The organism is Bradyrhizobium sp. USDA 4486, assembly GCF_054057995.1.
On the sequence record NZ_JBSRZV010000001.1, the window covers coordinates 3,579,197 to 3,604,194 of the forward strand.

The following is a 24,998-nucleotide window of genomic DNA, read 5'->3' on the forward strand; positions in this document are numbered from 1 at the left end:
TGCAAGCAAGGCCCTCCAAACGCCCGTAATGAACCGGGGTCAATTAGGCCTGTTGTTCAAAATAGCGAGCCTGACCATTGGTTTATAGGCCATGCTCGGCTAGAAGGAACAACAAGTCCCTCGGGCGCTTGCCGGGCGCCTTGGGTTTGCCGCAACATTCCCTCAAGACGTCCCGGCGCCGCCCCCGGCCGGGTGCTTGAACGCTATCGAACCGAGCCTCAAGGGTTCTAGGTGGTCCAGAACACACCATCCAACTGGAAGAGCAAGGTCCGGAATTTCTTCCTGGACCTCGATGCGCGCATCGACTCCTCGCTGTTCTCCTCGGCCAAGGGCATCCGCGAGCTCTATGAGCGCTACTCGACCTTCATGGACCGTTTCTATGTCGGGCGGTGGAAGCGCTGGGTGTTCATCGAGCCGCTGTCGGAGGCCGCGACCCTCGGGCTGGGCGGGCTCGTGCTGCTGCTCACGCTCGCCATCCCGGCCTTCCGCGAGACTGCGGACGAGGACTGGCTGAAGAAGTCCGACCTCGCGGTGACGTTCCTCGACCGCTACGGCAACCCGATCGGCAGCCGCGGCATCAAGCACAACGATTCGATCCCGCTGGAAGATTTTCCCGACGTGCTGATCAAGGCGACGCTGGCGACCGAGGACCGCCGCTTCTACGACCATTTCGGCATCGACATCGCCGGCACCGCGCGCGCGCTCGTCACCAACGCCCAGGCCGGCGGCGTCCGCCAGGGCGGCTCCTCGATCACCCAGCAGCTCGCCAAGAACCTGTTCCTGAGCAACGAGCGCACCATCGAGCGCAAGATCAACGAGGCGTTCCTCGCGGTCTGGCTGGAATGGCGCCTGACCAAGAACGAGATCCTCAAGCTGTACCTGGACCGCGCCTATATGGGCGGCGGCACGTTCGGCGTCGACGGCGCAGCGCACTTCTACTTCAACAAGTCGGCGCGCGACGTGACGCTGGCGGAAGCTGCGATGCTCGCCGGCCTGTTCAAGGCGCCGACGAAATACGCCCCGCACATCAACCTGCCGGCCGCCCGCGCCCGCGCCAACGTCGTGCTCGACAATCTCGTCGATGCCGGCTTCATGACCGAGGGCCAGGTGTTCGGCGCCCGCCGCAATCCGGCCTTCGCCGTCGACCGCCGCGACGAGGCTTCGCCGAACTACTATCTCGACTACGCCTTCGACGAGATGCGCAAGCTGGTCGACACTTTCCCGAAGTCCTACACCGAGCGCGTCTTCGTCGTTCGCCTCGCGATCGACACCAACGTGCAGAAGGCCGCCGAAGACGCGATCGAGAACCAGCTGCGCCAGTTCGGCCGCGACTATCACGCGACGCAAGCCGCGACCGTCGTCGCCGATCTCGACGGCGGCATCCGCGCCATGGTCGGCGGCCGCGACTATGGCGCCAGCCAGTTCAACCGCGCCACCGATGCCTATCGCCAGCCTGGTTCGTCGTTCAAGCCCTACGTCTACACCACGGCCCTGCTGAATGGTTTCACACCGAACTCGGTCGTGGTCGACGGCCCGGTCTGCATCGGCAATTGGTGCCCGCAGAACTATGGTCATTCCTATTCCGGCTCGGTGACGCTGACGCAGGCGATCACGCGCTCGATCAACGTCGTGCCCGTGAAGCTGTCGATTGCGATCGGCCAGAAGGAACAGCCGAAGGCGCCGAATCCGGCCAAGATCGGCCGCGCCAAGATCGTCGAGGTCGCGCGCCGCTTCGGCCTCAAGGCGCCGCTGCCCGACACGCCGTCGCTGCCGATCGGCTCGGACGAAGTCACCGTGGTCGAGCACGCGGTTGCCTACGCGACCTTCCCGAACCGCGGTAAGTCGGTGACGCCGCATTCGGTGCTGGAGGTGCGCACCGGCGCCGGCGATCTCGTCTGGCGCTGGGACCGCGACGGACCGAAGCCAAAGCAGGCGATTCCGCCGAACATCGCCGCCGACATGGCGGGCATGATGAGCCACGTGGTCAGCGAAGGCACCGCGCGCCGCGCCGCGCTCGACGGCATTCCGACCGCGGGCAAGACCGGCACGACCAATGCGTATCGCGACGCCTGGTTCGTCGGCTACACCGGCAATTTCACCTGTGCGGTCTGGTACGGCAATGACGACTACTCGCCGACCAACCGCATGACCGGCGGCTCGCTGCCGGCGCAGACCTGGCACGACATCATGGTCGCCGCGCATCAGGGCGTCGAGGTCCGGGAGATTCCCGGCATCGGCATGGGCCAGAAGCTGCCGCCGCAGCCGAAGGATGCGAACGCGCAGGCCAATGCGGCGCCGAAAGTGCTGGAGACCAAGCCCGGTCCGCCGCCGGTGCTGACCAAGCGCGGTGCCGACATCCTGGTGCGCGTCGAGAAGATGCTCGACGAGGCCGCCAAGACCGCGAACAAATCGGCGGCCGACGACAGCAAGCAGGCGAGCCCGTCGCCGTCGACGAGCGCGCTCGCCTTCCCGCAGAACTATGCGGAAGAGAATGCGAACGCATCCGCTCCGCGCAAGAACTGATCGACGTCCGTGCGGCTGATCCTGATCACATTGACGGCGCTTCTTCTCGCAACCGTGGTGGGCCTGGGTGCCACCTGGATGACGACCACGCGCGGCACCGAGATCGGCGCGCTGACGATCGGCGCGTGGACTGCGCGTCCGCGCACCGGCACGGCCGACGTCGACCCCTATTCGCGCGCCACCATCGTGCGCAACGGCGAGCTGCCGATCGGCACCGGTGACGGCGTCGCCTTCACCGCCACCGCCGACGACAAGAAGAAGGCACTCGACGGCCGCTGCGACGTCGTCGTCTCCGGCGTGACGCCGCCGGCGCGGTTCTGGACGCTGACGCTCTATGACCGCAAGGGCCATCTGGTCGCCAACTCGCTCCAGCGTTACGGCTTCACCAGCCAGGAGATCGTGCGGTCGTCCGACGGCTCGTTCGAGATCCGCATCGCCTCGCGCTCGCGCGCCGGCAACTGGCTGCCGACCGGCGGCATCGAGCGTTACGCCTTGATGCTGCGCCTCTACGACACCCCTGTCGGCGTTGCCACCCGCACCCAGCGCGATGCGCCGATGCCCACCATCAAGACGGTGGGCTGCTCATGATCCGCCTCATGTTCACCATCGTCGCGGGCGTGGTGCTGGGCCTCGTGGTCCATCTCGTCAGCGTGCTGGCGCTGCCGCGGATCGCGACGCAGGACGCCTATTCGCGGCTGACGCCGATGACCAAGGTCAACGGCGTCACCCAGCTTCCCCTCGCCGATCCGCAGACCTCGCCGATGCCGTTCATGGACCCGGCGTTTGCGATCGCGATCTGCCGCTATGACCTCACGGGCGGCCCGCTCAAGCTGACGGTGCCGGTGAGCCAGGCCTATACGTCGGTGTCGTTCTACACACGCAACGAGATCGCCTATTACGCCATCAACGACCGCTCGGCCGGCAAGAAGGTGATCGAGCTCGACCTAATGACCGAAGCGCAGCACAACGAGCTGCCCGAGGACGAGGAGGTCACGGCGGCCGACCGCCTGATCATCGACTCGCCGAGCACCACCGGCCTGATCGTGATGAAGGCCCTCGCCGCCGAGCCCGGCCTGATGCCGCAGGCGCAGGCCTCGCTCCAGGCCGCGACCTGCGCGCCGCAGACCGAGCCGCCGGCCAAGGCCGAAGCCCCGCGCGGCCGGCGCTGACGCGCGGCTGTTTCGGCCAGCTCAAAACAAAACTTCGAAAACAACCCCATGCACAGTAGAAGGCCGCTTTCCGGCCCATGCCCTGTGCCTGCGGCGAAGCCGTTGACGTTTCGGTGCAAAACGTCCGTTCGGCGCAACAGCTGAGGAACAGTCGCCTGCACAAGCAGTTGCCTCAACTGGAGGAACGCCGATGAAAACCGCAACCCTTACTTTAGCGATCGTCCTCGCCTGCTCGACCGGCTATGCCTCGGCCCACAGCGCCAAACGCCATCATCATCACGGCTGGTTCAGCTCGATGAACATGATGCACGGTCCCGGAAGGACGGCTGCACGTACCGACCCGAACGGGACGGCGGGCGGGCCGACCAGCGTCAGCGGCACCGGCTCGTCGAGGTTCGGAGGACAAATCCCGGGATCCAGTGGCGCAGCACGACAGTAACTCCGAACAGCTGACGCCTTGAAACCGAAAGGTGGCGCCTTCCGGTCAGTTTGACACGTCGGGCAAAACGCCGGCATAATGGCATCATCGAGAGTTCGTCACACCCGCGCGGAGCAATCCGCCGCGGGTGTTTTCATTTGGGGGCGCGGAGCGATGTCCAGGCCGCGTACTCATTGATTTTCTCGATGTCCGGTTTGCCCCGGCACCGACCGCCTTTGTGCAATTGCAGCAAACGTCGCAGATGGGCCAGGGCACAAAGTCGCTGCGCTCCAGCCCGCTGCGCGGGAGCAAGAGCCGAGAGGCCGGTAGCCAGTTGAGAGGATAGTGGTAGCACTGGAGAGCCCCCGTCCTGAGAATCGAGGTGTTGCAACCCTCACTCAGGAAGGAGCTCTCCATGAGCGATACCAACACAGTCAGTCCGCTGCGTCAGCGTATGATCGAAGACATGGCTGCGCGCAAGCTCAACCCGCACACGCGGCGTGGCCACATTTACAGTTGCAAGCGGTTCGCCGCCTGGCTCAAACGTTCGCCCGATACGGCAACCCCCGACGAGGTGCGCCAATTTCAGCTGCACCTGATCGAGAGCGGGATGAGCATCTGCAACCGCAATCGGATCATGACCGGGGTGCGGTTCCTGTTCCGCGTCACGCTACGTCGTCACGATCTGGCGGCCGAGGTCTGGCACATCAAGGAGCCCGAGAGGTTGCCGCCGGTGCTAAGCCCTGAGGAGATCAAGCGTGTCCTGACCATGGCGACGAGCCTGAAAGCGCGAGCGATGCTAACGCTGGCCTATGGTTGCGGATTGCGCGCCGGCGAGGTGGTGCGGCTGCGGGCGGGCGACATCGATAGCGAGCAGAAGATCATCCGCGTTGTGCAGTCGAAGGGCCGCAAGGACCGGCACGTGATGCTGCCGCCGGAGGTCCTGAAGCTGTTACGGCAATGGTGGAAGGCGGGGCCGACCGCGTCCAACAACGGCGTCGCGCCCGAACAGCGCTGGCTGTTTCCCGGTCGCAATCAACGTCAGCCACTGACCACGCGTCAGTTCAGCCGGTTGTTCAAGGAGGCCGCCAAAGCCGCGGGGCTGCGCAAGACGGTCCCGCTGCATTCGCTTCGCCACAGCTTCGCGACCCACCTGCTCGAGCGCGGCAGGGACATTCGCGTGATCCAGGCGTTGCTCGGACATTCCAAGCTTGAGACGACAGCCCGCTACAGTCGCGTCGCGATCGGACTGATTGCCAAGATCGAGAGCCCGCTCGAGGGCCTAAGCGCCTCGCGCCGCCGCCGGCGACAGCGAGACAGTGAGGAGCCGCCAGCGCCCTAGCGCCGCCGGCGGTGGCTCGGCCAGTTCTGGAGGTCGCGGACATCCTCCGCGATCACGGCTCTGCTTGGCGTGACGCCAATCAGGGGCATGTGAGCCTCGGGCAATTGAAGGTGATGAGTGCGATCGAGCGCTGTCGTACGGCAGCACTCGGCGGCCACGTCGCACGCTGCGAGAACACAGCGTGCGGCTATACCGAGATCGCGTACAACTCCTGCGGCAACCGGCATTGTCCGAAGTGCCAGGGTGCGGCGTCACGCCGATGGCTGGCCGACCGCGAAGCGGAGCTATTGCCGGTGCCGTATTTTCACGTCGTCTACACGCTGCCGAGCGAGTTGCGTGACATCGCCTACCAGAACAAACGCGTGATCTATAACCTGCTGATGAAGGCAGCGGCCGAGACGACGCTCGCCATCGCAAGCGATCCCAAGCGCCTCGGTGCGCGGATCGGTATCACGGCCGTGCTGCACACCTGGGGCTCGGCGCTCACCCACCATCCGCACGTGCATATGATCGTGCCGGGTGGAGGGCTCTCGCTCGATACCACGCGATGGATCGCCGCGCGCTCCAACTTCCTCGTCCATGTCAACGTGCTGGCGCGCCTGTTCCGGGGCAAGATACTGGCGATGCTCATGGATGCGCATGACGCCGGCGAGTTGAAGTTCTTCAACACCCATGCCGGACTTGCCGACAAGACAACGTTCAAGCGCTTCATCGCCCCGCTGCGCAGCATCAAGTGGGTGGTCTACTGCAAGGCCCCGTTCGCGGGGCCCGCGCAGGTGCTGCGCTATCTCTCCCGTTACACCCATCGTGTCGCCATCTCCAACCGCCGCCTCGTTGCAGCCGACGAGGAGGCGATTGCGTTCCGCTGGAAGGACTATCGCGTCAGCGGCCCCGACCGTTGGAAGACCATGCGGCTTCACCCGCACGAGTTCATCAGGCGCTTCCTGCTGCACGTGCTGCCCAAGGGTTTCCACCGCATCCGCCACTACGGGCTCTTTGCCTCAACCAACCGTGCCGAGAGCATCGCAACCGCCCGCGCACTCCTCAATGTCGTCCCGTCTGCCGCCGATCCCCAACAAGAGCCGGATGGTGCGCCGGATCCACCGCGGGTGCTGCCGTGCCCATGTCCCCGCTGTGGCGCGCGCATGATCGTCATCGAGACCTTCGCACCCGGCTGCGCGCCGAGCTGGCGACCAACACCGATCAGGATCGACACGTCATGACCAACACCGCGTGTAAGCCTTGCAGTTTTCCTGGCCCGATATGCCGGCTCCACGCCGGTAGCGCTCTCGCTCAACCCAATGGCATCCAGCAGTGCCCGGATCCTGCGTTGATGCACTCCGAGCAGCCGCCGAGATGCCCATTGCATGCTCCCAATCTCGCCCGCGACCCTATCCGCAGGTCACATCCTGCCTCCGTCGCGTCCACCATCGAGGTCGGCGCCGCCGTCAAATCCGCATAGCACTCGCTGCCCGGCCAGTGCCCAACTTCCCGCGACTTCGTGCCTTGGCGCTTTTTGGACGCCGGCTAGTTGAGCGTGCGGAGCGTCTCTCGTTGCCGGCGTCCAAAAACCTGCACACAAGCGGACCAGCCGGGCCTGCTCCATAACCCGAAACAATTCGGCGGACGTCGATCTAAGCGCCGGAAGGTTCAAGTCCCAAGCTCAAAAATGTCTCGTTGCCGATCGGCCGGGAGCATCGGAAGATGAGCGACAGTCCGCGACTTGCGATCGGTGCCATAGTACCCAGCCAGTCGAAGTCGGACTGCGCCAACTCAATCTTCAGCGGAAGTCCAACCGAAGAGGAGGCACATCCATGACATTCGGAAGATGGAGTTTCATCGCCGCCGCTGTCACCTGCGCAATAGTGGCGACCTCTTGCGCGAGCATCGCGGCCGAGCCGAGCAGCAAGATTACGATCCTCTATGACGCGTTTGGCGCCGATCCCGCAATGACAAAGGACTGGGGGTTCTCCGCGCTGGTGGAGGTCGCGGGAAAGCGCATCTTATTTGATACAGGAGATAGCGCGGAGATCTTTGCGAGGAATGTCAGGGCGAAAGGGGTTGACCTTACCGCTCTTGATTTTGTGGTTCTCTCTCACAGGCATTCCGATCACATGGCCGGATTGAGCTATGTGCTCAGTGTGAACCCGAAGGTGAAGATCTACGCTCCCAAGGAGGGATTCGGCATCTACGGTTCATCGCTTCCATCGACCTTCTATCGCAAAGACGATTCCCTGCCTGAAGAGATGCGATATTACGGCGGCAAACCGCCGAACATCCTGGAGTTCGGCGCCGCATGGCCCAATGCAAACTTCGAACTGATTGATCAGACGACGGAGATAGCACCAGGCTTTACTCTGATCGCTCTGGTTTCTGATCTTCCCGGCACAAAGGAACTCAAAGAACTCTCGCTCGCAGTGAACACCCCGGACGGTCTTGTTCTAGTCGTCGGCTGTTCGCATCCGGGAATCGAACGGATTGTCGAGGCTGCAACGATCAACCCTAGAATTCATCTCATAGCTGGGAGCTTTCACCTCGTTGTTGCAGCTGACGATGCCATTGAAAAGATCGTGACGGCGCTCAAGGACAAATTCAAGGTCGAGAACATTGCCCCCGGGCACTGCACGGGCGAACCGACCTTTGCTGCGTTAAAGAAAGCATTCGGCACGCGGTACATCTATGCCGGGCTTGGTACATCGCTGGTCGTCGGGCCTGACATCAATTCCAACGTGCGGCGCGGCGAAGCACCTACCTTTGACGATCTCGCGGTTTATCGTAGGCTGGCCAGTCGCGAAGACTGATTTTCAAGTCAACAGAAGGGCGCGGTCATGGCGAATATCGCTCCCGAGTACGAGTATCGCCATGACCGCAATGGGTCAAAGGCTGCCCTCGGCGTCTCCACGAGGGCTTTCCGCTTAGCCCTCGGAAGCGGACCGTGCGAGGCCATGAAGGGAAGTCAGCCACGGGCCAATTCCGGACGGATTGGGGTCACTCGTCCGATCCTCCTCTCCGGCGAAAACCCTAACTACACCACCGCGCGCGTTCGGCTCCAGTCGTTCCACTTATTCGCGCAGCCCGGCCTGCTTCAGCGCGCCGCTCATTTTCTCCATATCTTCGGGCGAGAAGCAGAACATACGATAATAGGCGTCAGCTTCGCGAATGGCGAAGTCCGGCCGGAATTGAATACGACGAGGCGACACGGTTGAAATCGGGCAATCAGCCACTGTGCGTCGCACCTAATTTGTCTCGGATTTGATCTATCGCAAATACCGATACTGGCCCTGAGACTATATTTTGGCTGGTTTATGGAGCGCTGTCATGATCATAGAGCGCTTATCCCAAGAGCATCGCAACATTGAGAAGTTGCTCGCCATCCTCGAACGGGAACTTGAGGTATTCGACCGCGGAGACCGTCCCGACTACGAGGTCATTCACGCGGTGATCAGTTATTTCGAAGTCTACCCCGAAGTTTATCATCATCCCCAGGAGGACCTGGTCTTTGCCAAGCTGAGGGCGCGAGATCCTGCGGCTGCTGCGAAGATCGGTGATCTAGCTCGCGAACACCAGAAAGGGGCCCAGCTTTTACGCCGCGTCGCTCAGGCGGTCGACGGCGTACTCGCAGATCGTGAAATTCTTCGGGAAGATGTGGATATCATCGTTCGCGATTTTATTGCGCACGAGCGCCGTCACGTAATGATGGAAGATCGCAATTTCTTTCCCGCGGCACTTAAGGCCCTCAAGCCTCAAGATTGGACTGAGATCACTTCGGCCGCAACGAGTCACAAGGACCCACTGTTCAGCGACGTTGCCGAAGAGCGGTTTGACGCACTACGCGCACATATTTTGCGGCTCGAGCAGGAGGCTGACGCCGAGCGAAAGTAGTCGCGATGGTATCGCGCAGTGGCACTGTACCGAGCGACGCTGCGGTCAGGCGCATCAGGATTGGGCTGCGCCTTGCTCCCGCGCTCAAACGCGCTTGCGTCTCGAAGCAGGAGGCTCTGATGCCGGTCGATACCGACAATCTGGAATCGGCCGTGCGCTATGCGTTGTTGACAACGCGCGCTATGGTTCTCTGCCCTTTCCACCCAGAGGTGATCATCCGCGTCGGAGACGACGCCGCTGAAACCCACGCCTATTACCGCGCCAGAAACATCATCAAGAGTGATGGCACGTGCTGGGAGCATGAAGGTCTCACGGACGAGATTGCGCGCCAAGTCACGGATGCGGCCGACGGCGCGTGTCCTCGATATGCGCAACTGGTTAATTCCCATAACTGACAGGCGCGTCCTATGTTACCGCCCGGAAAATTTCCATATCCGTTCTGGCACGATTAGATCGACTGGGGTGAGGCCGCCAATTCGGTTCTGCTGTGGGTCACTCCGAAGACCGCGAAGATCGTCATCGGGCACCTAGACGAAAAATGGCCCGAAGGCGGCTCTCTGAGGTGCTGCGATCAAATCAGGGGCTAAGCTTTGTTAGGGGGAGCGCCTGTCTTGATATCGATCGTCTTCGAACTCTTCACGACCTTGGTTGGCTTCTTGATGGCCGAGATGCAACACGCCCTTGCCGAAATGCGCCTCGACAGCCTCAGGTTCAAAAGGCAGGGACATCGACCGATAGTATGAGCCATAGGTCCGCTCCTCGACGTGCCATTCCTTCTCGTCTGTTGTGCTCTCGGCCTTTTTCTCACCGGTCGGCCGTCACTTCGAAGGCATCCTTTGTCTCCGCTACGGCGAGTGGCGGGATACCAGCTCCAATGTAGGCGGCGGCTGGGGGCCAGAAATCGGCTCACGGGGCGATGCCCAGATGATCCGATACCGACTCGATTCCAGGCGTTGCCTCGGCCGCAACGCGCACGGCGGTCTTCTCATCCACGCTGTAGACAAACCCCCAGAGATCGGCGCAGCGGTCATTGACGATGATGTTGAAGGGTCTGTCCGCCCACGGCTGATCCTTGATGCTGTCGACGAAGCGTTGATGCAGCTCGCGGTCGCTTTCAACCCAATCCGCATTGTTGTTGACGCGGGCCAATACTTGCAACAGGTTCGCACGGCTGACGATCCCGACCACCAGTTCTTCCTGAACGATCGGCACCCGCTTGATGCGGTGCTTCTCCATCAAGTTCGCGATTTCCCGCAACGGTGTTTCCGGCTGCGCCGTTATCACCTCACGCGTCATGACATCGCTTACTCGTTTAGCGTGCGACTTGACGAACTCCTTCGCCAGCGCGTCGCTTGATATGATTGCTTCGCGCCCGCTGGAACGGCACCGTTCGGTGCCGATCTCGACGCGCCGGATCAAATCGCCTTCCGAAACGATGCCGACCAGCTTGGCGTGGATATCGATGACCGGGAGCGCGCTTACGCAGTTACTGACCATCGCATTGGCCGCGATTTGAACGGGGATATCGGGGCCAACCGAGATAACCCCACGAACCATCACGTCCCGCGCTTGCATCTTCTGGCTCCCTCACTCGGGGCAGAAAGATTACCATGCGCGCCGAGCTATTGCAGCCCCCCGAAGGAGGGCATGTGTCCGGTCGGGGTCAAAATGCGAAGAACTCAGATGGAAGCGCGGTAGGGACGGTCATTGCTGACCGCCCCCCGCCCAAATCCGTGCAGGCGGAATTCCCGCACACGGCTCCCACTCGGGTGCATGACGGCGAAACGTTTGTCAGGATACGGGTGAAGGATGCGCGGTTGAGGGAGCCAGTCGGCGGCTAACCTGTGCATTCGTTGCCATGAGAAGCGGTCCTTCTGGCCGCGCCGCCGCAGCGTGCGCAACCAGATGCGCGTCACATGATAATAGAATGCTCCCAGTGCGCGGCCGTTGGTCGGCACGGCATGGTAGGCGAAGAAGCCTCTGACCACTTGCTTGAGCCACGCCCCTTGCTCGGGGATAGGTTCGTGCATGCGCCGTCGCAATTCCTCCTTGACCCTCTTGAGCGTCGCCCGCATGCGATCGCGCCGTGTTGTTCTTTTGTCAAGGAACTGGCCACGGCGGTTGCGTTCACAGATGAAGGTAAAGCCAAGAAAGTTGAAGGTCTCCGGTTTTCCGAGCCCGCGATGAGCGCGTCGTTCCGCCGCAAAGCGGCCGAACTCGATCAGGCGGGTCTTGTCCGGATTGAGCGACAGCGAGAACTCCTCGAACCGCTTGCGCATATCGTCCCAGAAGCGCCGGGCGTCCGCCTCGTGCTCGAAGCCGACGACAATGTCATCAGCATACCGCATGAGGATCATGTCACCCGTGGCCTCGTGCCGTCGCCAGCGCGCGGCCCAGAGGTCGAACACGTAGTGCAGGTAGACGTTGGCGAGCAGCGGTGAGATGACCGATCCCTGCCCCGTCCCCTTTTCACTGACCGTGACAACTCCGTTCTCTAGGACACCCGCCCTCAACCACTTCTGGATTAGGCGGATAATGCGCAGATCGCCGATGCGGTGCCTCACAAATCGCACCAGCCAGTCTTTGCTGACTGAGTCAAAAAGGAGGCCACATCTGCGTCAAAAATGAAGTTCACTCGCCTGCTCGTGATCCCGACGACCAGCGCATCCAGCGCATTGTGCTGACCTCGCTTGGGTCGGAACCCGTAGCTGAACCCGGGAAAGTCTTCCTCGTAGACGGCGTTCAGCACAGCCGCAGTCGCTCTCTGGACGATCTTGTCCTCGAGCGCCGCAACCGCCAGCGGACGCTGTTTCCCATCAGCCTTCGGTATGTACGTCCGGCGCGATGGCAATGCCCGGTATGCTCCCCGATGAACCCGCTCGTGCAGATCAGTGAGGTTTCGGTCAGGTCTGCTTCGTAGGTCGGCCACGTCAGTCCATCCACCCCAGAGGCGGCATCGCGTTTGAGCGCGAAGAACGCCATCCGGAGGCAGTCGATGCTGATGTGGTGGAGGAGTGCGGTGAACCTCTCCTTCTTCCGTTGCCTTGCGGCTTGCCGTACGCGTTCCAGCGCCTGTGTCACGCGCTCCCGTCCCTGTGTCCGGTGCGTGCTTTGCTGGCGCGCGTTCCCCTTGGCCCCCGCCCTTGGCTCCACCGGCTCCGCTGCGGTCGGGACCGCTTTGTTCGTCGGCTTCACAGCTACTATGGCAGAGTCTGACTTCTCGCGACCGTGCATCATCGGCTTCGGCTCCTCGCCTTCCCGATGCGGACCGGCGGCTGTTGCCGAGCGGTCGATCGCGAGATCTCCCGGTTCCCATGCAAGGAGCGTCTGCACATGCCAGGGTCTCTGACCACGCCGGGTCGTCCTGGCGCTCGCGATGACGCGCCTGGATGTGTTGCCTTCCGCCATTTGCACGGCGTCGGCACCCGGAATAGGACTCTTTCGCGGCTCGATGGCTGGCCTATGCGCTCCCCTGTCAACGCTTCGCCGACACCTCGCGGGCAACTGCGCATGACTCGGGGCCGATCTGGATCGCTACTCCTTCATCGTAAGAGACTTGCACTCTCTACTCCTTGCCGGTCTCCCGGCGCTTCGCAAATCTGGTCCGCTGCGTCGCCGTGAGCGGACCTCCGTCAGACGACGCGCAACTTCGCCGATGGGGAATAAGCGGACAGGGCTTGGTCGCGGCCGGCTGCTGGAGGTAGATGCAACGGGCCACGAAGAGATCAGTTGACTGTCGCGATAGGCATCACCGGGGACAGCCCGGCGGTTTCAGATCAGGATCTCTCCGTGATGACGGTTGGGCGACTTATGCCACACGCGATTTGCGACGGTGCCTAGCAAGATCGGCCCAGCCTTCAGCATGACCGGCCGCTGCAACGGACGCGCAGGGGGAGTACGGCGGCTTGCAGCGAACTATGCGGGTTGCTTCTCGGTAGCGTCTGCTGCTTCGCCGAAAACCGATAGCCATTTTATGGAAGCTTATGAAAGCGTTAAATGATTGCCGCAAAACTACCTGCATATTTTAACAATTTGGAGGACACCGGTGTCCGAGGTACTCGATTTCCCGCGCGGTCGAGGACGTCCTACATCTCATCCCGCTGTTCGTCGGATCCAAGGACTTACAAACGTCCTGTCTGAGCTGCATGAAGCAGATCTTCAGAGCCAACACGACATGCGACGTGCTCTATGGATGCTCGATCTTACTAACAGGTGCGTTCAGATTATCCTGTCTGACTTTAAAGACGATCCGAGTATCCTTCAGCTCACTCGGCAAGCGGAAGAACTAATTAGTAGCGTCGAGAGAGCCCGTCAGATGGTTGATCAACTGGGCTCAGCTTTGGATGACGCTGCTCTAAGCAGGTTTCAGTCATGAAGCTTGTCGCTACGCACGAGTATCCGTATCTCGACGTTCAAACCTTAAGCGAGCGCCTAGCGCGCGACACGTTATTCCGATATGGCGAGAATTGCTTCGTGTTGCACATGACTCCCGGCGAAGGGGAGGAAGACCAGCTTTTGTGGTTGGATAGCCGGGCGGCGCTGCTTTGGATCAACCAGAGCGTTGAGGAATACGGATCGATCTAGGGACTGCAATAGCAGTTGAACTCATGGTAGAGACGCGTAACGCACCACGCTTTCGTGCGGCGATGCCGGCACAAATAGACGGAGCCGGAGATAAGATCTCCTGCACGATCCGCGATATCTCGACATCGGGCGCGGCGCTGCAATTCTTGGTACGACAGACCGAATACCCGCCAGGTTCACTCTGATCATCCCAGAGCACAGTCTAAAGTTGCCCTGCCGCGTGGCTTGGCGCGCACCCTTCCGAATAGGTGTGGCGTTTCTCTGAAAGTGATGCCGGCCTGGAAGTTTTGTAAGTCAGTATTGACTTACACCATTAGTATACCGCGTCGATTTTCCCGGTGCACAGTGGACTCTTAGACACGGGCATCACAGCCAGCGGATAAGTATCCGGCTTATGGCATTCGGCATATGGTCTTGGCCGAGTAAAGATCAAAAGAGGCGCGAATCGATTGGCGAAGAAAGTCACCTGGTACCCGGTCTGTTCCTGGCGCAGGAGCTGCTTGCATGATCTCGTACGTCAGGGGGAAAACGTAATGCAGGCGGTCTTGGACTTTATGATGCCAGGAAAACCAGGACACTGAGCTGCAGGCCGACACATCACGCCCCGTCCAGCTCCTGCCAAGGCGGACTCTGCAACGGGTCAAAAGCGCTGATTAGGTCCCCTGCTTTGCCATTTCCGGACTGCTTTGAGGAGCGGATAGCTGAGCAGCTCGTTCCGAATTCGCCGTCGGGCCACTTGCGGAAGCAAGGGCCCCTCTAGTGGGCCGAAGCCTCGTTCCCGTTGCCGCATTCCCGCACCAACACCTTGCCGAACTCGGCGGCTCCTGACTGAACGTCTTGATCAGACGGATGAGCCCCATCGGTTGTTGACCCTCACTGCGCTGATGCCCGTCTATATATGTATCCACGATCGTGAGCCGATGCTGGACTGCGTAGGCCGCGATGACAGCCATCTGATTTGCGATCGAGTATTGCTGACGATCCGTCGACATCCGGACTTACTGCTCAGCCCGGCGCTCGCGCTCAGCACGCAGGGGCAGCCTGGCATGCTGGACAGTGAGCTCTGTTCCCAAGGCTCCCGGCCTGTGCGACTGTCAGCCTAATCCAACCCCGCCTAAAAAACAGGAAGTGTGAAGCTGCTCACCCCTGCCGAATCTCTCCTCGCCTACAATAGGAACGTCTCCGTTCCGGATGCTTATCCGGGAATGGACGAGTCGGAGCTGGTGAAGCTGGAGGCGCGGCCATGAAGCGCCACCCCTTGAGCAAGTCGTTCGGTAATGGAGCGGGCCACGTTCTGCGCAAGCACAACAGCCCCGTACTGCTGTTCAGCTGGCGAGGCAGGCCCGACGGATCGGCCCGCTATGTGGAGCGCATCAATCGCTACGCTCGCAATGGGGTGGAATATCCCAGTCTTGCCGCCCTGATCCGCGCCGTGGAAGCCGAGCACGCTCCCGGTCATCCGTAACTTTTCCAAGGTAGGCCTGCCGACGTGAGCCGCCGAAATTATTCCGGCCGACGTACGTCCCCTGGAGCCAACCCTGGGCTTTGCCTGCGACCAAAGGATCGGGTTCGAACGTCGCGAGCTTCTGCTCGGACCGCCATAGCTCCCCGTCGTCGCCAAGGACATAGGCTTGATAGTGGGCGTCAGGCCGGCTGTGCTTCAGCGCTGGTATCGGTCTATACCGCGATCCGTCTGGCCCGCGTTGCAGTCTATTTGCGTGGAGGCGAAGCGCCAAGGGCGCCAGGCGTCAGGACCATCCTCCATGTTGCAGGGGCGCTCGTGACAATCGCGCTCATCGTCACGACCATGGTGGCGGCCATTCGCTGAGGCGCAGCGCCTCGTCCCCGACCTCCCCTTCCCGCATCACTTCCTTTCGCTCGCGGTCTTGTCGAGCGCAGCGCGCAGGCCGCCCGCGAGCTTGACCGCGTCGTCGTTGGCCCAGAAGTGCATGAAGAAGAGACGCGGCTGCTCGTCCAGCATGTGGCTGTGAAGTGCCGTCACGTCGATGCCGTGGGAGCGGAGCGCCGCGATGACGGGGTTGACCTCATCGCCGGCCAGCACGAAGTCGCCGGTGATCGCCGCCTTGCCGCCGCCGGTCGGCTGGAAGTTGATGCCGGTTGCGACCCCCAGTGGCGCAGCGGGGCTCAGCTGCATGCCTTGCTCCATGGCCAGATCGCGGCGGGGAACGTTGAACTGGTAGACGCCGCCATTGGCCTGGCCCTTGACGCCGATGATCTGATCGAGCTGCGCCGTGTCGAGATCGACGGCGGGCGGAGGGGCCGCTGGAGGCGCCAGCGACAGCGGCGTCTTGCTTTCAGCGAGCGCGTCCTTCAGGGCGGCCGCGATCCTGAGCGGATCGCCGTGCCCGGCGACGTGCATGTAGAACGTCGCCGGGCTCGCGCCGAGCAGATGATTATGAACGGCGGTGATCTCGAGCCCATTTTCGATCATCTTCAGCATCACCGGGTTGATCTCGGATTCGAGCAGCACGAGATCGCCCATCGCCATGACGCCGCCATGCGCGGGCTTGAACGCGACCCAGCCGCCGAGCGCCAGCGCGGGCTTGATGGTCACGCCACCGAGCGTGACCGCAAGATCGGTGCGCGGGAAGCCGTAGCGATGCACGTCGCCGGAGACGGCCGCCTTGCGGTCCAGCGTTTGATCGACCTTCTGCCAGTCGATATCCTGCGCATGAGCCGCCGCGATGAAACCGGCTGCGATGCCGATCAGCGCCGCGCAGGCGCTGACGCGCCGTGCCGCATTGGAGAGCCAGGACGATTTACCGGATGAGATCGTGAAAAATGACATGCTACGCCCCTAGTGAATCTCAGGACGCGACGCTTTGGCATGTCGCCTCACGGGGAGATCGCACATCCCCGATGGCTTAACGTAGAAACCCGGAGCGGTGGGCTGTCAACCCGAGCTTCCCGCGAAAGCGCGGGATAGGCGTCACGAAGAGTTCACCGCCCGGATGGAACCGACGCTCTCTTGAAATCCTGCGACCAATTCTCGTAGACTGATCCTCGTGGGGACGATGCAGACTCCCCGTGAGACCCAGGTCCAAGCTCTGCGCAGCACGCAAATTCGTGGAGCTTGCGCATGGACACCGAACGACACTCCTCTCACCGACCTGCTATCGCCATCCTCTCCCGCGGAGACGCTGCCGCGCGTCGCGACGCCACGGCGCAGAACAGCCGCTTCGTCCACGTCTTCGAGGCCCTCGCCGCGCTTGGCATCGACGCGCATCCGGTGATTTACGACGAAACCTTCGCTGACGCTGTCCGCGATCAATTGCTCGCCGCCAGTGGCGTGCTGGTCTGGGTCGACCCGATCCATCAGGGCAAGACGCGCGCGGACCTCGACATCCTGCTTCGCGACGTCGCAGCGCGAGGACCTTGGGTAAGTGCACATCCCGACGTGATCCTGAAGATGGGCGTCAAGGAGGTGCTCTACCGAACCCGTCATCTCGGCTGGGGCGCCGACACGCATCGCTACGACACGGCAGCGAGCTTCCGCGAACAGTTTCCGCCGCGGCTTCGAACGAGCGGCCCGCGCGTGCTGAAGCAGAATCGCGGCAATGGCGGCCAGGGCGTCTGGAAGGTCGAGGCGCTGCCCGACACCGATGCCATGGTTCGCGTGCTGCATGCAAAGCGCGGCAGCGTACCCGAGGATATGCCGCTCGATGCCCTCTTCGCGCGATGCGAGCCCTATTTCGGCTGGGGCGGCTGCATCATCGACCAGGCGTTTCAACCCCGCCTGCCCGACGGCATGATCCGCTGCTACATGAGCGGCGCCAGAGTCGCAGGTTTTGGGCATCAGAAGATCAAAGCCCTGATCCCGCCGCCGCCTGAGGGGCCGGACTCGCCTGAAGCCCAGCCCGGCCCGCGGATCATGCAGGGCCCCGACGCGCCGCAATTCCAGGCGCTGCGGCGAGCGATGGAGAACGAATGGACGCCGCAGATGCTGGCGAGGCTCGGCATCGATGAGGGTTCGCTGCCGGTGATCTGGGATGCGGATTTTTTGTACGGGCCGCGCGACCCAACGGGCGCCGACGCCTACGTGCTGTGCGAGATCAACGCGAGCTCCTGCTTTGCGATTCCCGAGGAGGCACCGGCCGCCATCGCACGGGCGGTGAGGCAACGCCTTCTGCTGAATCAAAAAGCTGACTCCGGCAAATAGAGACCGTGGCGAGCGCGCGTCGCGCAAGGCGCTCGCTCAATGCCCTCCGCACCGGCAGCGCTCGTAATCGGCGGGAGCTCAAGGTGAAGCGCGAGGTGGGGTTGCCTATCGCGCATCGGTCGGCCCCGCTATCGGATGCGCTGAAGGAATTTGTGGACACGCTGCAGAAGTAGCGGCGAAAGCCTGATCGGACCGGCGCGCGCAATGCGCTCAGCCCTTCGAGACCACCGCGCGGCCGTAAGGCGGCTGGCTCATGACCGGCGGGTTGGCGGTCTGGGCGGCGAGCTCTCCGATCAGGCGGTCGGCGTCGGCGGCCATGCCGTCGGGCGCCTGGATCACCAGGCGCTCCAATGCCCAGCGATAAGAGGAAACACGCTGTTCGAGGCACTGCTGCACCCACTGCACAATGAGCGAGTTCTCCTGCATGCGCGCGATCGCGTCCTCCATCTCCCGCGGCGAGAGCTCGGAGACGCGCACCATGCTGGCATTGCGCTTCCTGTCTAGATCGATGACGCGGATCGCGGAGGCGAAGAACGGCTCGAAGCGGGTGATGTCGTTGCGCACGTCCTCGATCAGCTGCGCATAGCGCGAGGAGTGCGAGCGGTGCGGCTCGTCGATCAGCGTGCGCCCGTACATGGTGCGATCGAACACGATCTTCTGCCGCCAGGGCGAGGGCAGCGCCTTGTAGTCGCCGAACACGCTCTTCCAGGCCGGACGCGACAGCGGCGGCTCGATCATGGGATAGGCGAGGTCGCGAAGCTGGCGCTCTTCGTCGGTGAGCTGGAACTGCGAGGCCTTGAGGCCGAGGCTGCCGGTGGCCTCAACGCCGAGCCAGCGATGCATGTCGTCGCTGCGCATATCGGCGCGGGTGCGGCCGAAATCGCCGCCGCTGCAGGCGGCGAGGCTCGCGCCCAGAGCTGCGAGCAGGATGGCCGATATGAAGGGCCGGATCTGGCGGATGGTTTCCGGCATTGCGGGAGCCGGATCTAGCGGCGGCGGCGACGGCGCCCCGGCGCTGTGCCCTGCTCCGGCCCGCGATCGCCGCTGGTTTCGTCGCTCTCGCGCTCGATGCGGATCACAGGGAGAATCACGATCGTTCCCGTGTCCGTGCGCGGTGTGGCGTCCCCCGACGAGCCTACCCGGCGACCGGCCGGAAATTCGATGATGGTCCCCATGTCAGCTCTCTTCAATTGCCGCGCGACCGAACGCGCCCCTGCAACATGGGTCCATTAAGATCAGCTCATGGTTAACGGGGTGTAAACACGCCCCTCCGACCGTAACCGCACGGCCTTCGCCGCGCCGTCCCGTTGCGGCACGACAATGCCTGTAAGTGCAGGGCGCGCTTCACGCCTCGTTTTCCTTAACGAGGCTTTAAACGAACCGGCGCTAGGTTCGCTGCAAGTGTCTCTTCCAAGTTGCGTACCTCTCCATGACCAAGTCGCTGTTTCCCGGATTCGACGGGCTGATGACCCTGTCACGTCGTGAAGGCGTCGATGTTCGTCCAACGCTGCTGCGCGTCCTGACCGACCTCTATGTTCAGGCAAGCACCCATAGCGAGGACGAGCAGCGGCAATTCGTCGAGCTCGCCACGCGGCTGATCGACCAGGTCGACGATGCGACGCGCGCCTCGGTCAAGGCGAAGCTCGCGACCTATCCGCAGACGCCCGTCCCGGTCCTGCAGAAGCTCGGGCTGGTCGCGGCCCAGGAAGGCCGCAGGATTCCGCTCGCGCGCGAGATCTCGGCGCCGTCCCCCAGCCGCGCCCCGACCGACGCGGAAGCGCGCATGGGCGCCAACATGGCGATGCAGCCGAAGGAAGCGGCCGAAATCCACGACACGTTCTTCCGCGCCGGCGCCTCCGAGCGCGCGCTGATGCTGCACAATCTGGCGCAGACGCCGCTGAAGGCCGCGCCGCGGATACCGACCGTGCGCGCCAAGCGCGCGATCCAGATCCTGGAGATGGCGGCAATCGCCAATGACGTCGAGAACTTCACCTATGAACTCGGCGACAGCCTGATCCTGCCCTCCCGCGTCGCCGCGCAAATCGTCGACGATGCCGGCGGCGAGGCGCTCGCAGTCGCCGCGCGCGCGCTCGACATGCCGAGCCCGAATTTCCAGCGCATCCTCTTGTTCTTCAAGCCGGAGATCGGCAACTCCGTGAACGAGGTGTACCGGCTGTCGCGACTCTACGACCGCCTCAGCGACCGCGCGGCGCTGGTGATGCTGGCGGCCTGGCGCGGCTCCACGCTCGCCGTGACGCGGGCGAAGTATCAACCTTCGCTGCACGACAGCGAGCGGCAGCGCGCGCGTGCCGGCGCAAGCCAGACGCGACCGGGCGTGCAGCCCGGATCCAGCCCGACGGTGCGCACCGGCACCGGCGGGGCGTCGGAGCGCTAAGTCTTCGCCAAATCCAGGAAATGCCGCCCGGCGCGGTCTTCGGTCTCGACGATCCACGCATCCGGATCGAAGCGGAGCTCCTTGGTCAGGCGCTCCTCAATGGTGTGCTCCGGCAGGGGCTGCGGCGCGACCGGCACGAAGAAGCGGTCGACGGGACGGCCGTCCTCATAGACGGTCTGCGGCGCCGGCACGTAGAGCATCGCGTTGCCGTCGAGCAGCGATACCTTGACGAACACCGCACCCGCCTCCTCGGCGCCACGGCGGCGCACCGCCCCGAACACGCCCTCGGTCTGGCAGCGGCGCAGATAAGCGGAGACCCAGATGTTTGATTTCAGGCGCATGAGCTAGCCTGCTGCGGAGGTACGCTTGCGCTTCACCACCTTGAGCAGTTCTTCATCGATCCTGCTCTGCCAACCCGGACCTTCCGCCTTGAAATGGTCGACCACCACGGGGCTCAGGCGCAAGGTCACCTGCCGTTTTGTCGGAGCCTTGTTGGGGCCGCGGCCCTTCCGCACACCTGGGAAAACCTCATCGAAAGCCTTGGCCCTGGCGAAGTCATCCTTGGTCCATTCCGGATTGTCGCTCACCGCACGCATGTCCCGCGCGGTGTAACCTTTCTTAGCGACGGATTTCTTCATAGAACCTCCTTTCTTTCTTGCTGGCAGGGCGCATGCTGACGATGCTTGCGCCTTCAGCTCCGCGGGTCGCGAAGATGACTGAGACAACGCCGAATGCTAATGCCGATCGCGCGCCAGCGGTTGCCATAGGTCGCCAAAACCAAGGCATTGTCGAAGAAGGTCTCGTTGAGATCCGCGAAATCCATCCCGTGCTTGTCGAGATTGGCTTGGCGCTTCGGTTCGTCCCAAACGATCTTCACAGGATTATTTTGTAGCTACAAAATAATCTCAAGTCAATTGTGATGAAGTATCCGCCCGCGCAGCGGCAGCGAGACCCAGTCAGGAGCGTGGATATGCACAGCCCGACAATTATTCGACGGGATGGCCGATCACGGCGGCGAGCTCGCGCAGCAGGCGGTCGGATACCTGGCCGGTGACCGGCATCTTGTGCTCGCGCTCGAACTTCTGGATCGCGGACTGGGTCTCGCCACTCATCGTGCCCGTGATCTTCAGATTGCCATAGCCATATTCGGCCAGCGCGCGCTGCACGCCGGCGATGCGCCGCGCCGCCGGGCTCTGCGGCGGCGGGATCGGCGCCGGCGGACGCATCGCGGACGACGGCGTCGCGGTCGCCTTGACCAGATTGGTCATGGGATCGTTGCCCGCGCGCGGCGTCGATGCGGTCGCCTCGACCGGCCTCTCCACAGGCTTCTCGGCGGCTCTTTCAGCAGGTTTGGGCTCGACGCGAAACTCCGTCGCCCTCGGTTCGAGCGGCGAGGTGTCGGCGCCGACGGGGCGCGGACGCGGCAACGGGTTCGACAGCGGCACCGACGAAGGCACGGGAAGATTGATCACGCTGCCGAACATCGGCGCCGGATGCCGGCCGGTCTGCAGGAACAGCGCATTGGCGACGATCGCGGCGATGGCGGCGACGGCGACGAGACCCGCCAGCGTGTCCTTCGGGCTGTGCAGCAGCACGCGCATCACGAGGTTGCGCTCGGTCTCGACGTCGATGACCGCGGCCTTGGTCCCATCCTTGGCGCCACGGCGGCGCGGAGCGGCTTCGTCCTTGGCAGACTTCTTAGGCACTTTTCTTCACCAGAGCGGGTTGGTCGTTGAGGTCTTCGTGAAGTTCCTCGCGAATTTGGTCGTAGGCCTCCTGGCGCAGCACCGGCGTCAACGTCGTGACCTTGCTTTCAACCGGCTTGCCATCGAAGCTCTTGGCTTGCGGCGGCGTGTAGACGAGCGGCAGCTTGACGGTGACGGCGGTGCCCTCACCTAACCTGCTTTGTAGCGTCAATTCGCCGAGATGCAACGCCACGAGACTCTTCACGATCGAAAGTCCGAGGCCCGTGCCTTCGTGGCGGCGCTGATAGGTCTTGCCGGCCTGGAAGAACGGCGCGCCGATCCGCTTGAGATCATCCGGCGCGATGCCGACCCCGGTGTCGGTGATGCGCAGCGTGAGCTGCGAGCCTGATGCGGCGGCCGTCACGGTCACCTGACCGCCGCGCTCGGTGAACTTGATGGCGTTAGCGACGAGGTTGAGCACGATCTGCTTGAATGCGCGCGGATCGCCGGTCATCACAGGCAGGTCCTGCGGCGCATCGGTGATGAGATCGATGCCGTTCTCCCGCGCCTTCAGCGCCAGCAGATTGCAGCAATGCATCAGCGAGGCGCGCGGCGCGAACGGCTCGGACGCGATCTCGAAATTGCCCGTCTCCATCTTCGACATGTCGAGGATGCCGTTGACGACGGACAACAGATGCTGGCCGGACGCGTTGATGAGCTCGGCGTATTCCTTGCGCTGGGCCGCGCTGAGCATCAGGGTCTGCTCCTGCGCGATCATCTCGGAGAAGCCGATGATGGCGTTGAGTGGCGTGCGCAGCTCGTGACTCATGGTGGCGAGGAAGCGCGTCTTGGCCGCATCGGCCGCCTCGGCGGCGCTGCGGGCCTGGTCGAGCGCCTGCTCGGACAGCTTCCGGTCGGTGACGTCGCGCATCACGCCGACGACTTCGGCCTCGCGCGCGACATCTCCGCTCATGTCCTGATCGAGCGGCCGGCAGCGCATCTCGACCCAGATGAAATCGACTTGATAATTTCCCTGGCCGCGCTCGGCCGCGTCAGGCTCGCGCCGGAGCCGGAACTCGACGCTGCGCACCTCGCCGCGCGCGGCATCCGACAGCGCGGTGAGATAGGCCGGACGGTCGGCGACATGGACGCGATCGAACAGGCCGTGACCGAGCAGCTGCGCGACCGGCATGCCGAGCATGGCTTCCACCGCCGGCGAGATGAACTGCACCGCGCCGTTGCGCCGGTGCCGCGAGATGACGTCGCTCATGTTGCGCGCGAGCAGGCGATAGCGCTCCTCCTCGCGCGACAGCAGCGCGACGCTGGTGCGCGCGAGCGATTCCGCGCCAAACGCAAGACCCGCGGCATAGAGCGTCGCGGATGCGACGCCGAATGCCATCAGCACGCCGCGCTCTGTGGCGCTGATGTCGCCGGCCGGCGGCCACCCAAGCTGGCTGAAGAGGATCAGCAGCCCCGCGCAGGAGATCGCAAGCAGGCAGGCGAAGGCTGCGACGCGTCGCGAGGCCGAGAGCGCTGCCTCGAGCGGAACCACGACCAGCCAGATCGCGGCGAAGGATTCGATGCCGCCGGTGGTGCCCGCGACCGTCACGATCAGGCCGGCGAGCGCCAGTGACGACAGCACATGCGCGCCTTCATAGCGGCCGGTGCGCGACAGGAACCAGGACAACAGGATCGGCGCGATCAGCCAGGCGAAGGCGGCGACCTCGATCGCGCCTGGCGCGCCGCGCATGGCAAGATAAACGGGAAAGGCGGCGAAGGCGGCCAGGCTGCCCAGCAGCCGCGGCGCCATGAAGGCACGATGGCGCGCACGCGTCAGCGCATCGTAACGCGCGGAGGGATGCAGCAGCGCATCGAGACAATCGCGGATGATACTCAAAACTGTCACGGGTCTCGCGCTTCGGCTCACTCGTCAAAAGACGCGCCGGAACGCCTCCTTGTCGTTGAGCCACCGTGTCAGAGCGACCTTAAACGAGTGCTAAGGCAGCGCCGCGCGCGGCCGGACACCGCATCAACGCGGGGCTTTTTAGACGATTTGGCGACGTCTTCAGCAGGAATGGTGAACACAGGGTTTCATCTTCCCGCACATGGTTTCGAAATGGTGGATGCGGCAGCCCGAATGGCCGCTTGCCTTCCGGCATCCATCGAAAATCGACGAGGCCGGTCCTTGCGAAGTTTTTTGCGTCAATTTTCCGCGAATTAAGCTCGAAGCAATCACTTGCGATTTATCGAGAGTTGCTAGGTCCCCAAGCCCGCGGACATCGCCGCGGCGGGATCTAACATACAGGTCGATCAGATGCGCTTTCTGCTCCGCATCACATTCTGGCTCGGGCTCGTGCTCGTGCTGCTGCCGCGGGACAAGACACCTCAATCGGAGAAGCTGCCGCAGATCGGCGCCGCCGACGCGGTGCAGGCTGCGACCGCGGCCGTGTCCGACATGAGCCAGTTCTGCAAGCGCCAGCCGGCGGCCTGCGAGGTCGGCGGACAGGCCGCGACCATCATCGCCCAGCGCGCCCAGGACGGCGCGAAGAAGATCTACCAGATCATCAACGACAAGAAAGAGCAGATCACCAACGATAAGAACGACAACAAGAGCGACAGCAAGAAGGCACCTGACCACACCGGCTCGATCGCGCTGGCCGGCGAGGGCGACGCTGCGACGAGCGAGGCGCCGCGCGACACCCTGACCCAGGACGACCTCGCGTTGGAATGGCGCGGCTCGTCGCCGGCGAATTAGGCCCCAAACCCTATCGATTTCGGCTCTTCGCATCCCTATATTGGCTCGAACAGGAACTTTGGGCC

At 63.1% G+C, this 24,998-nt stretch carries 26 protein-coding genes and 2 pseudogenes; 15 read left to right on the plus strand and 13 right to left on the minus strand.

The window, feature by feature from the left end; translation table 11 throughout:
- The first annotated feature begins 231 nt into the window (after nucleotides 1-231).
- The 7 genes from ACVWY3_RS17615 to ACVWY3_RS17645 all read left to right on the plus strand — a co-directional run bounded on the left by ACVWY3_RS17615 (nucleotide 232) and on the right by ACVWY3_RS17645 (nucleotide 8,253).
- The gene (locus ACVWY3_RS17615) at nucleotides 232-2,523 is read left to right on the plus strand and encodes a transglycosylase domain-containing protein (RefSeq protein WP_456839590.1); all 2,292 of its coding nucleotides are present in this window, start codon (nucleotides 232-234) and stop codon (nucleotides 2,521-2,523) included.
- A gap of 9 nt (nucleotides 2,524-2,532) precedes the next feature.
- Nucleotides 2,533-3,111, plus strand: coding sequence for a DUF1214 domain-containing protein (locus ACVWY3_RS17620; protein WP_456839591.1), 579 nt, complete (start codon nucleotides 2,533-2,535; stop codon nucleotides 3,109-3,111).
- Nucleotides 3,108-3,692, plus strand: a complete 585-nt coding sequence (locus tag ACVWY3_RS17625; RefSeq protein WP_456839592.1) for a DUF1254 domain-containing protein — start codon at nucleotides 3,108-3,110, stop codon at nucleotides 3,690-3,692. The genes ACVWY3_RS17620 and ACVWY3_RS17625 overlap by 4 nt, the downstream gene beginning before the upstream one ends.
- A 190-nt stretch (nucleotides 3,693-3,882) precedes the next feature.
- Nucleotides 3,883-4,131 carry a hypothetical protein gene (locus tag ACVWY3_RS17630; RefSeq protein WP_456839593.1) on the plus strand — a complete coding sequence of 83 codons (249 nt, stop codon included), beginning with the start codon at nucleotides 3,883-3,885 and terminating at the stop codon, nucleotides 4,129-4,131.
- A gap of 394 nt (nucleotides 4,132-4,525) precedes the next feature.
- Nucleotides 4,526-5,452 carry a tyrosine-type recombinase/integrase gene (locus tag ACVWY3_RS17635; RefSeq protein WP_456837439.1) on the plus strand — a complete coding sequence of 309 codons (927 nt, stop codon included), beginning with the start codon at nucleotides 4,526-4,528 and terminating at the stop codon, nucleotides 5,450-5,452.
- Nucleotides 5,453-5,463: 11 nt separating this feature from the next.
- Complete coding sequence (locus tag ACVWY3_RS17640; protein ID WP_456837762.1) at nucleotides 5,464-6,675, plus strand: IS91 family transposase; 1,212 nt, start codon at nucleotides 5,464-5,466, stop codon at nucleotides 6,673-6,675.
- A 591-nt stretch (nucleotides 6,676-7,266) separates the two neighbouring features.
- Complete coding sequence (locus ACVWY3_RS17645) at nucleotides 7,267-8,253, plus strand: MBL fold metallo-hydrolase (RefSeq protein ID WP_456839594.1); 987 nt, start codon at nucleotides 7,267-7,269, stop codon at nucleotides 8,251-8,253.
- A 261-nt stretch (nucleotides 8,254-8,514) separates the two neighbouring features.
- On the opposite strand, the gene ACVWY3_RS17650 is transcribed toward ACVWY3_RS17645, so the two are convergent.
- Nucleotides 8,515-8,676, minus strand: a complete 162-nt coding sequence (locus tag ACVWY3_RS17650) for a hypothetical protein (RefSeq protein WP_456839595.1) — start codon at nucleotides 8,674-8,676, stop codon at nucleotides 8,515-8,517.
- Between the two features lie 94 nt (nucleotides 8,677-8,770).
- On the opposite strand from ACVWY3_RS17650, the gene ACVWY3_RS17655 reads away from it, so the two are divergent.
- Complete coding sequence (locus tag ACVWY3_RS17655; RefSeq protein ID WP_456839596.1) at nucleotides 8,771-9,334, plus strand: hemerythrin domain-containing protein; 564 nt, start codon at nucleotides 8,771-8,773, stop codon at nucleotides 9,332-9,334.
- 119 nt (nucleotides 9,335-9,453) lie between these two features.
- Nucleotides 9,454-9,729: a hypothetical protein gene (locus ACVWY3_RS17660; RefSeq protein WP_456839597.1), complete on the plus strand. Its 276-nt coding sequence runs from the start codon at nucleotides 9,454-9,456 to the stop codon at nucleotides 9,727-9,729.
- Nucleotides 9,730-9,927: 198 nt separating this feature from the next.
- On the opposite strand, the pseudogene ACVWY3_RS17665 reads toward ACVWY3_RS17660, so the two are convergent.
- The 4 genes and pseudogenes from ACVWY3_RS17665 to ACVWY3_RS17680 form a co-directional block, all read right to left on the minus strand.
- Nucleotides 9,928-10,122: pseudogene (locus tag ACVWY3_RS17665) on the minus strand (Hsp20/alpha crystallin family protein); the annotation flags it as partial.
- Between the two features lie 118 nt (nucleotides 10,123-10,240).
- Nucleotides 10,241-10,909 carry a CBS domain-containing protein gene (locus ACVWY3_RS17670; protein ID WP_456839598.1) on the minus strand — a complete coding sequence of 223 codons (669 nt, stop codon included), beginning with the start codon at nucleotides 10,907-10,909 and terminating at the stop codon, nucleotides 10,241-10,243.
- Between the two features lie 104 nt (nucleotides 10,910-11,013).
- On the minus strand, nucleotides 11,014-11,898 hold the full coding sequence (locus tag ACVWY3_RS17675) for a reverse transcriptase domain-containing protein (protein ID WP_456839599.1): 885 nt from the start codon (nucleotides 11,896-11,898) through the stop codon (nucleotides 11,014-11,016).
- Nucleotides 11,895-12,263 (minus strand): reverse transcriptase domain-containing protein, encoded by a 369-nt coding sequence (locus ACVWY3_RS17680; RefSeq protein ID WP_456839600.1) that lies wholly within the window; start codon nucleotides 12,261-12,263, stop codon nucleotides 11,895-11,897. The genes ACVWY3_RS17675 and ACVWY3_RS17680 overlap by 4 nt, the downstream gene beginning before the upstream one ends.
- A 1,442-nt stretch (nucleotides 12,264-13,705) precedes the next feature.
- Between ACVWY3_RS17680 and ACVWY3_RS17685 the strand changes: the two genes are divergently transcribed.
- The 3 genes from ACVWY3_RS17685 to ACVWY3_RS17695 all read left to right on the plus strand — a co-directional run bounded on the left by ACVWY3_RS17685 (nucleotide 13,706) and on the right by ACVWY3_RS17695 (nucleotide 15,383).
- Complete coding sequence (locus tag ACVWY3_RS17685) at nucleotides 13,706-13,918, plus strand: hypothetical protein (protein WP_456839601.1); 213 nt, start codon at nucleotides 13,706-13,708, stop codon at nucleotides 13,916-13,918.
- Nucleotides 13,919-13,941: 23 nt separating this feature from the next.
- The gene (locus ACVWY3_RS17690; protein WP_456839602.1) at nucleotides 13,942-14,103 is read left to right on the plus strand and encodes a PilZ domain-containing protein; all 162 of its coding nucleotides are present in this window, start codon (nucleotides 13,942-13,944) and stop codon (nucleotides 14,101-14,103) included.
- A gap of 1,058 nt (nucleotides 14,104-15,161) precedes the next feature.
- Nucleotides 15,162-15,383, plus strand: coding sequence for a hypothetical protein (locus ACVWY3_RS17695; RefSeq protein ID WP_456839603.1), 222 nt, complete (start codon nucleotides 15,162-15,164; stop codon nucleotides 15,381-15,383).
- 399 nt (nucleotides 15,384-15,782) lie between these two features.
- Here the strand turns inward: ACVWY3_RS17695 and ACVWY3_RS17700 are convergent, their stop codons facing one another.
- Nucleotides 15,783-16,727, minus strand: coding sequence for a DUF1259 domain-containing protein (locus ACVWY3_RS17700; protein WP_456839604.1), 945 nt, complete (start codon nucleotides 16,725-16,727; stop codon nucleotides 15,783-15,785).
- 291 nt (nucleotides 16,728-17,018) lie between these two features.
- On the opposite strand from ACVWY3_RS17700, the gene ACVWY3_RS17705 reads away from it, so the two are divergent.
- Nucleotides 17,019-18,098: a Cj0069 family protein gene (locus ACVWY3_RS17705; RefSeq protein WP_456839605.1), complete on the plus strand. Its 1,080-nt coding sequence runs from the start codon at nucleotides 17,019-17,021 to the stop codon at nucleotides 18,096-18,098.
- A gap of 210 nt (nucleotides 18,099-18,308) precedes the next feature.
- On the opposite strand, the gene ACVWY3_RS17710 is transcribed toward ACVWY3_RS17705, so the two are convergent.
- The gene (locus ACVWY3_RS17710; protein WP_456839606.1) at nucleotides 18,309-19,070 is read right to left on the minus strand and encodes a hypothetical protein; all 762 of its coding nucleotides are present in this window, start codon (nucleotides 19,068-19,070) and stop codon (nucleotides 18,309-18,311) included.
- A 14-nt stretch (nucleotides 19,071-19,084) separates the two neighbouring features.
- Nucleotides 19,085-19,273 (minus strand): hypothetical protein, encoded by a 189-nt coding sequence (locus ACVWY3_RS17715; protein ID WP_235539389.1) that lies wholly within the window; start codon nucleotides 19,271-19,273, stop codon nucleotides 19,085-19,087.
- A gap of 254 nt (nucleotides 19,274-19,527) precedes the next feature.
- Here ACVWY3_RS17715 and ACVWY3_RS17720 point away from each other — a divergent pair, with 254 nt between their 5' ends.
- Nucleotides 19,528-20,493 (plus strand): DUF2336 domain-containing protein, encoded by a 966-nt coding sequence (locus ACVWY3_RS17720; protein WP_456839607.1) that lies wholly within the window; start codon nucleotides 19,528-19,530, stop codon nucleotides 20,491-20,493.
- Here the strand turns inward: ACVWY3_RS17720 and ACVWY3_RS17725 are convergent.
- From ACVWY3_RS17725 to ACVWY3_RS17745, 5 genes and pseudogenes are all read right to left on the minus strand, one after another.
- Complete coding sequence (locus ACVWY3_RS17725) at nucleotides 20,490-20,834, minus strand: DUF1491 family protein (RefSeq protein WP_456839608.1); 345 nt, start codon at nucleotides 20,832-20,834, stop codon at nucleotides 20,490-20,492. The genes ACVWY3_RS17720 and ACVWY3_RS17725 overlap by 4 nt on opposite strands.
- A 3-nt stretch (nucleotides 20,835-20,837) precedes the next feature.
- Entirely contained in the window at nucleotides 20,838-21,131 is a 294-nt protein-coding gene (locus tag ACVWY3_RS17730; RefSeq protein ID WP_456839609.1) for a BrnA antitoxin family protein, read from the minus strand.
- Nucleotides 21,112-21,370 (minus strand): annotated as a pseudogene (locus ACVWY3_RS17735) (BrnT family toxin). The gene ACVWY3_RS17730 and the pseudogene ACVWY3_RS17735 overlap by 20 nt, the downstream one beginning before the upstream one ends.
- A gap of 109 nt (nucleotides 21,371-21,479) precedes the next feature.
- Complete coding sequence (locus ACVWY3_RS17740; RefSeq protein WP_456839610.1) at nucleotides 21,480-22,199, minus strand: peptidoglycan-binding domain-containing protein; 720 nt, start codon at nucleotides 22,197-22,199, stop codon at nucleotides 21,480-21,482.
- Nucleotides 22,192-24,084: a PAS domain-containing sensor histidine kinase gene (locus ACVWY3_RS17745; RefSeq protein ID WP_456839611.1), complete on the minus strand. Its 1,893-nt coding sequence runs from the start codon at nucleotides 24,082-24,084 to the stop codon at nucleotides 22,192-22,194. The genes ACVWY3_RS17740 and ACVWY3_RS17745 overlap by 8 nt, the downstream gene beginning before the upstream one ends.
- A gap of 408 nt (nucleotides 24,085-24,492) precedes the next feature.
- Between ACVWY3_RS17745 and ACVWY3_RS17750 the strand changes: the two genes are divergently transcribed.
- Nucleotides 24,493-24,933, plus strand: coding sequence for a DUF5330 domain-containing protein (locus ACVWY3_RS17750; RefSeq protein WP_456839612.1), 441 nt, complete (start codon nucleotides 24,493-24,495; stop codon nucleotides 24,931-24,933).
- Nucleotides 24,934-24,998: the final 65 nt, after the last annotated feature.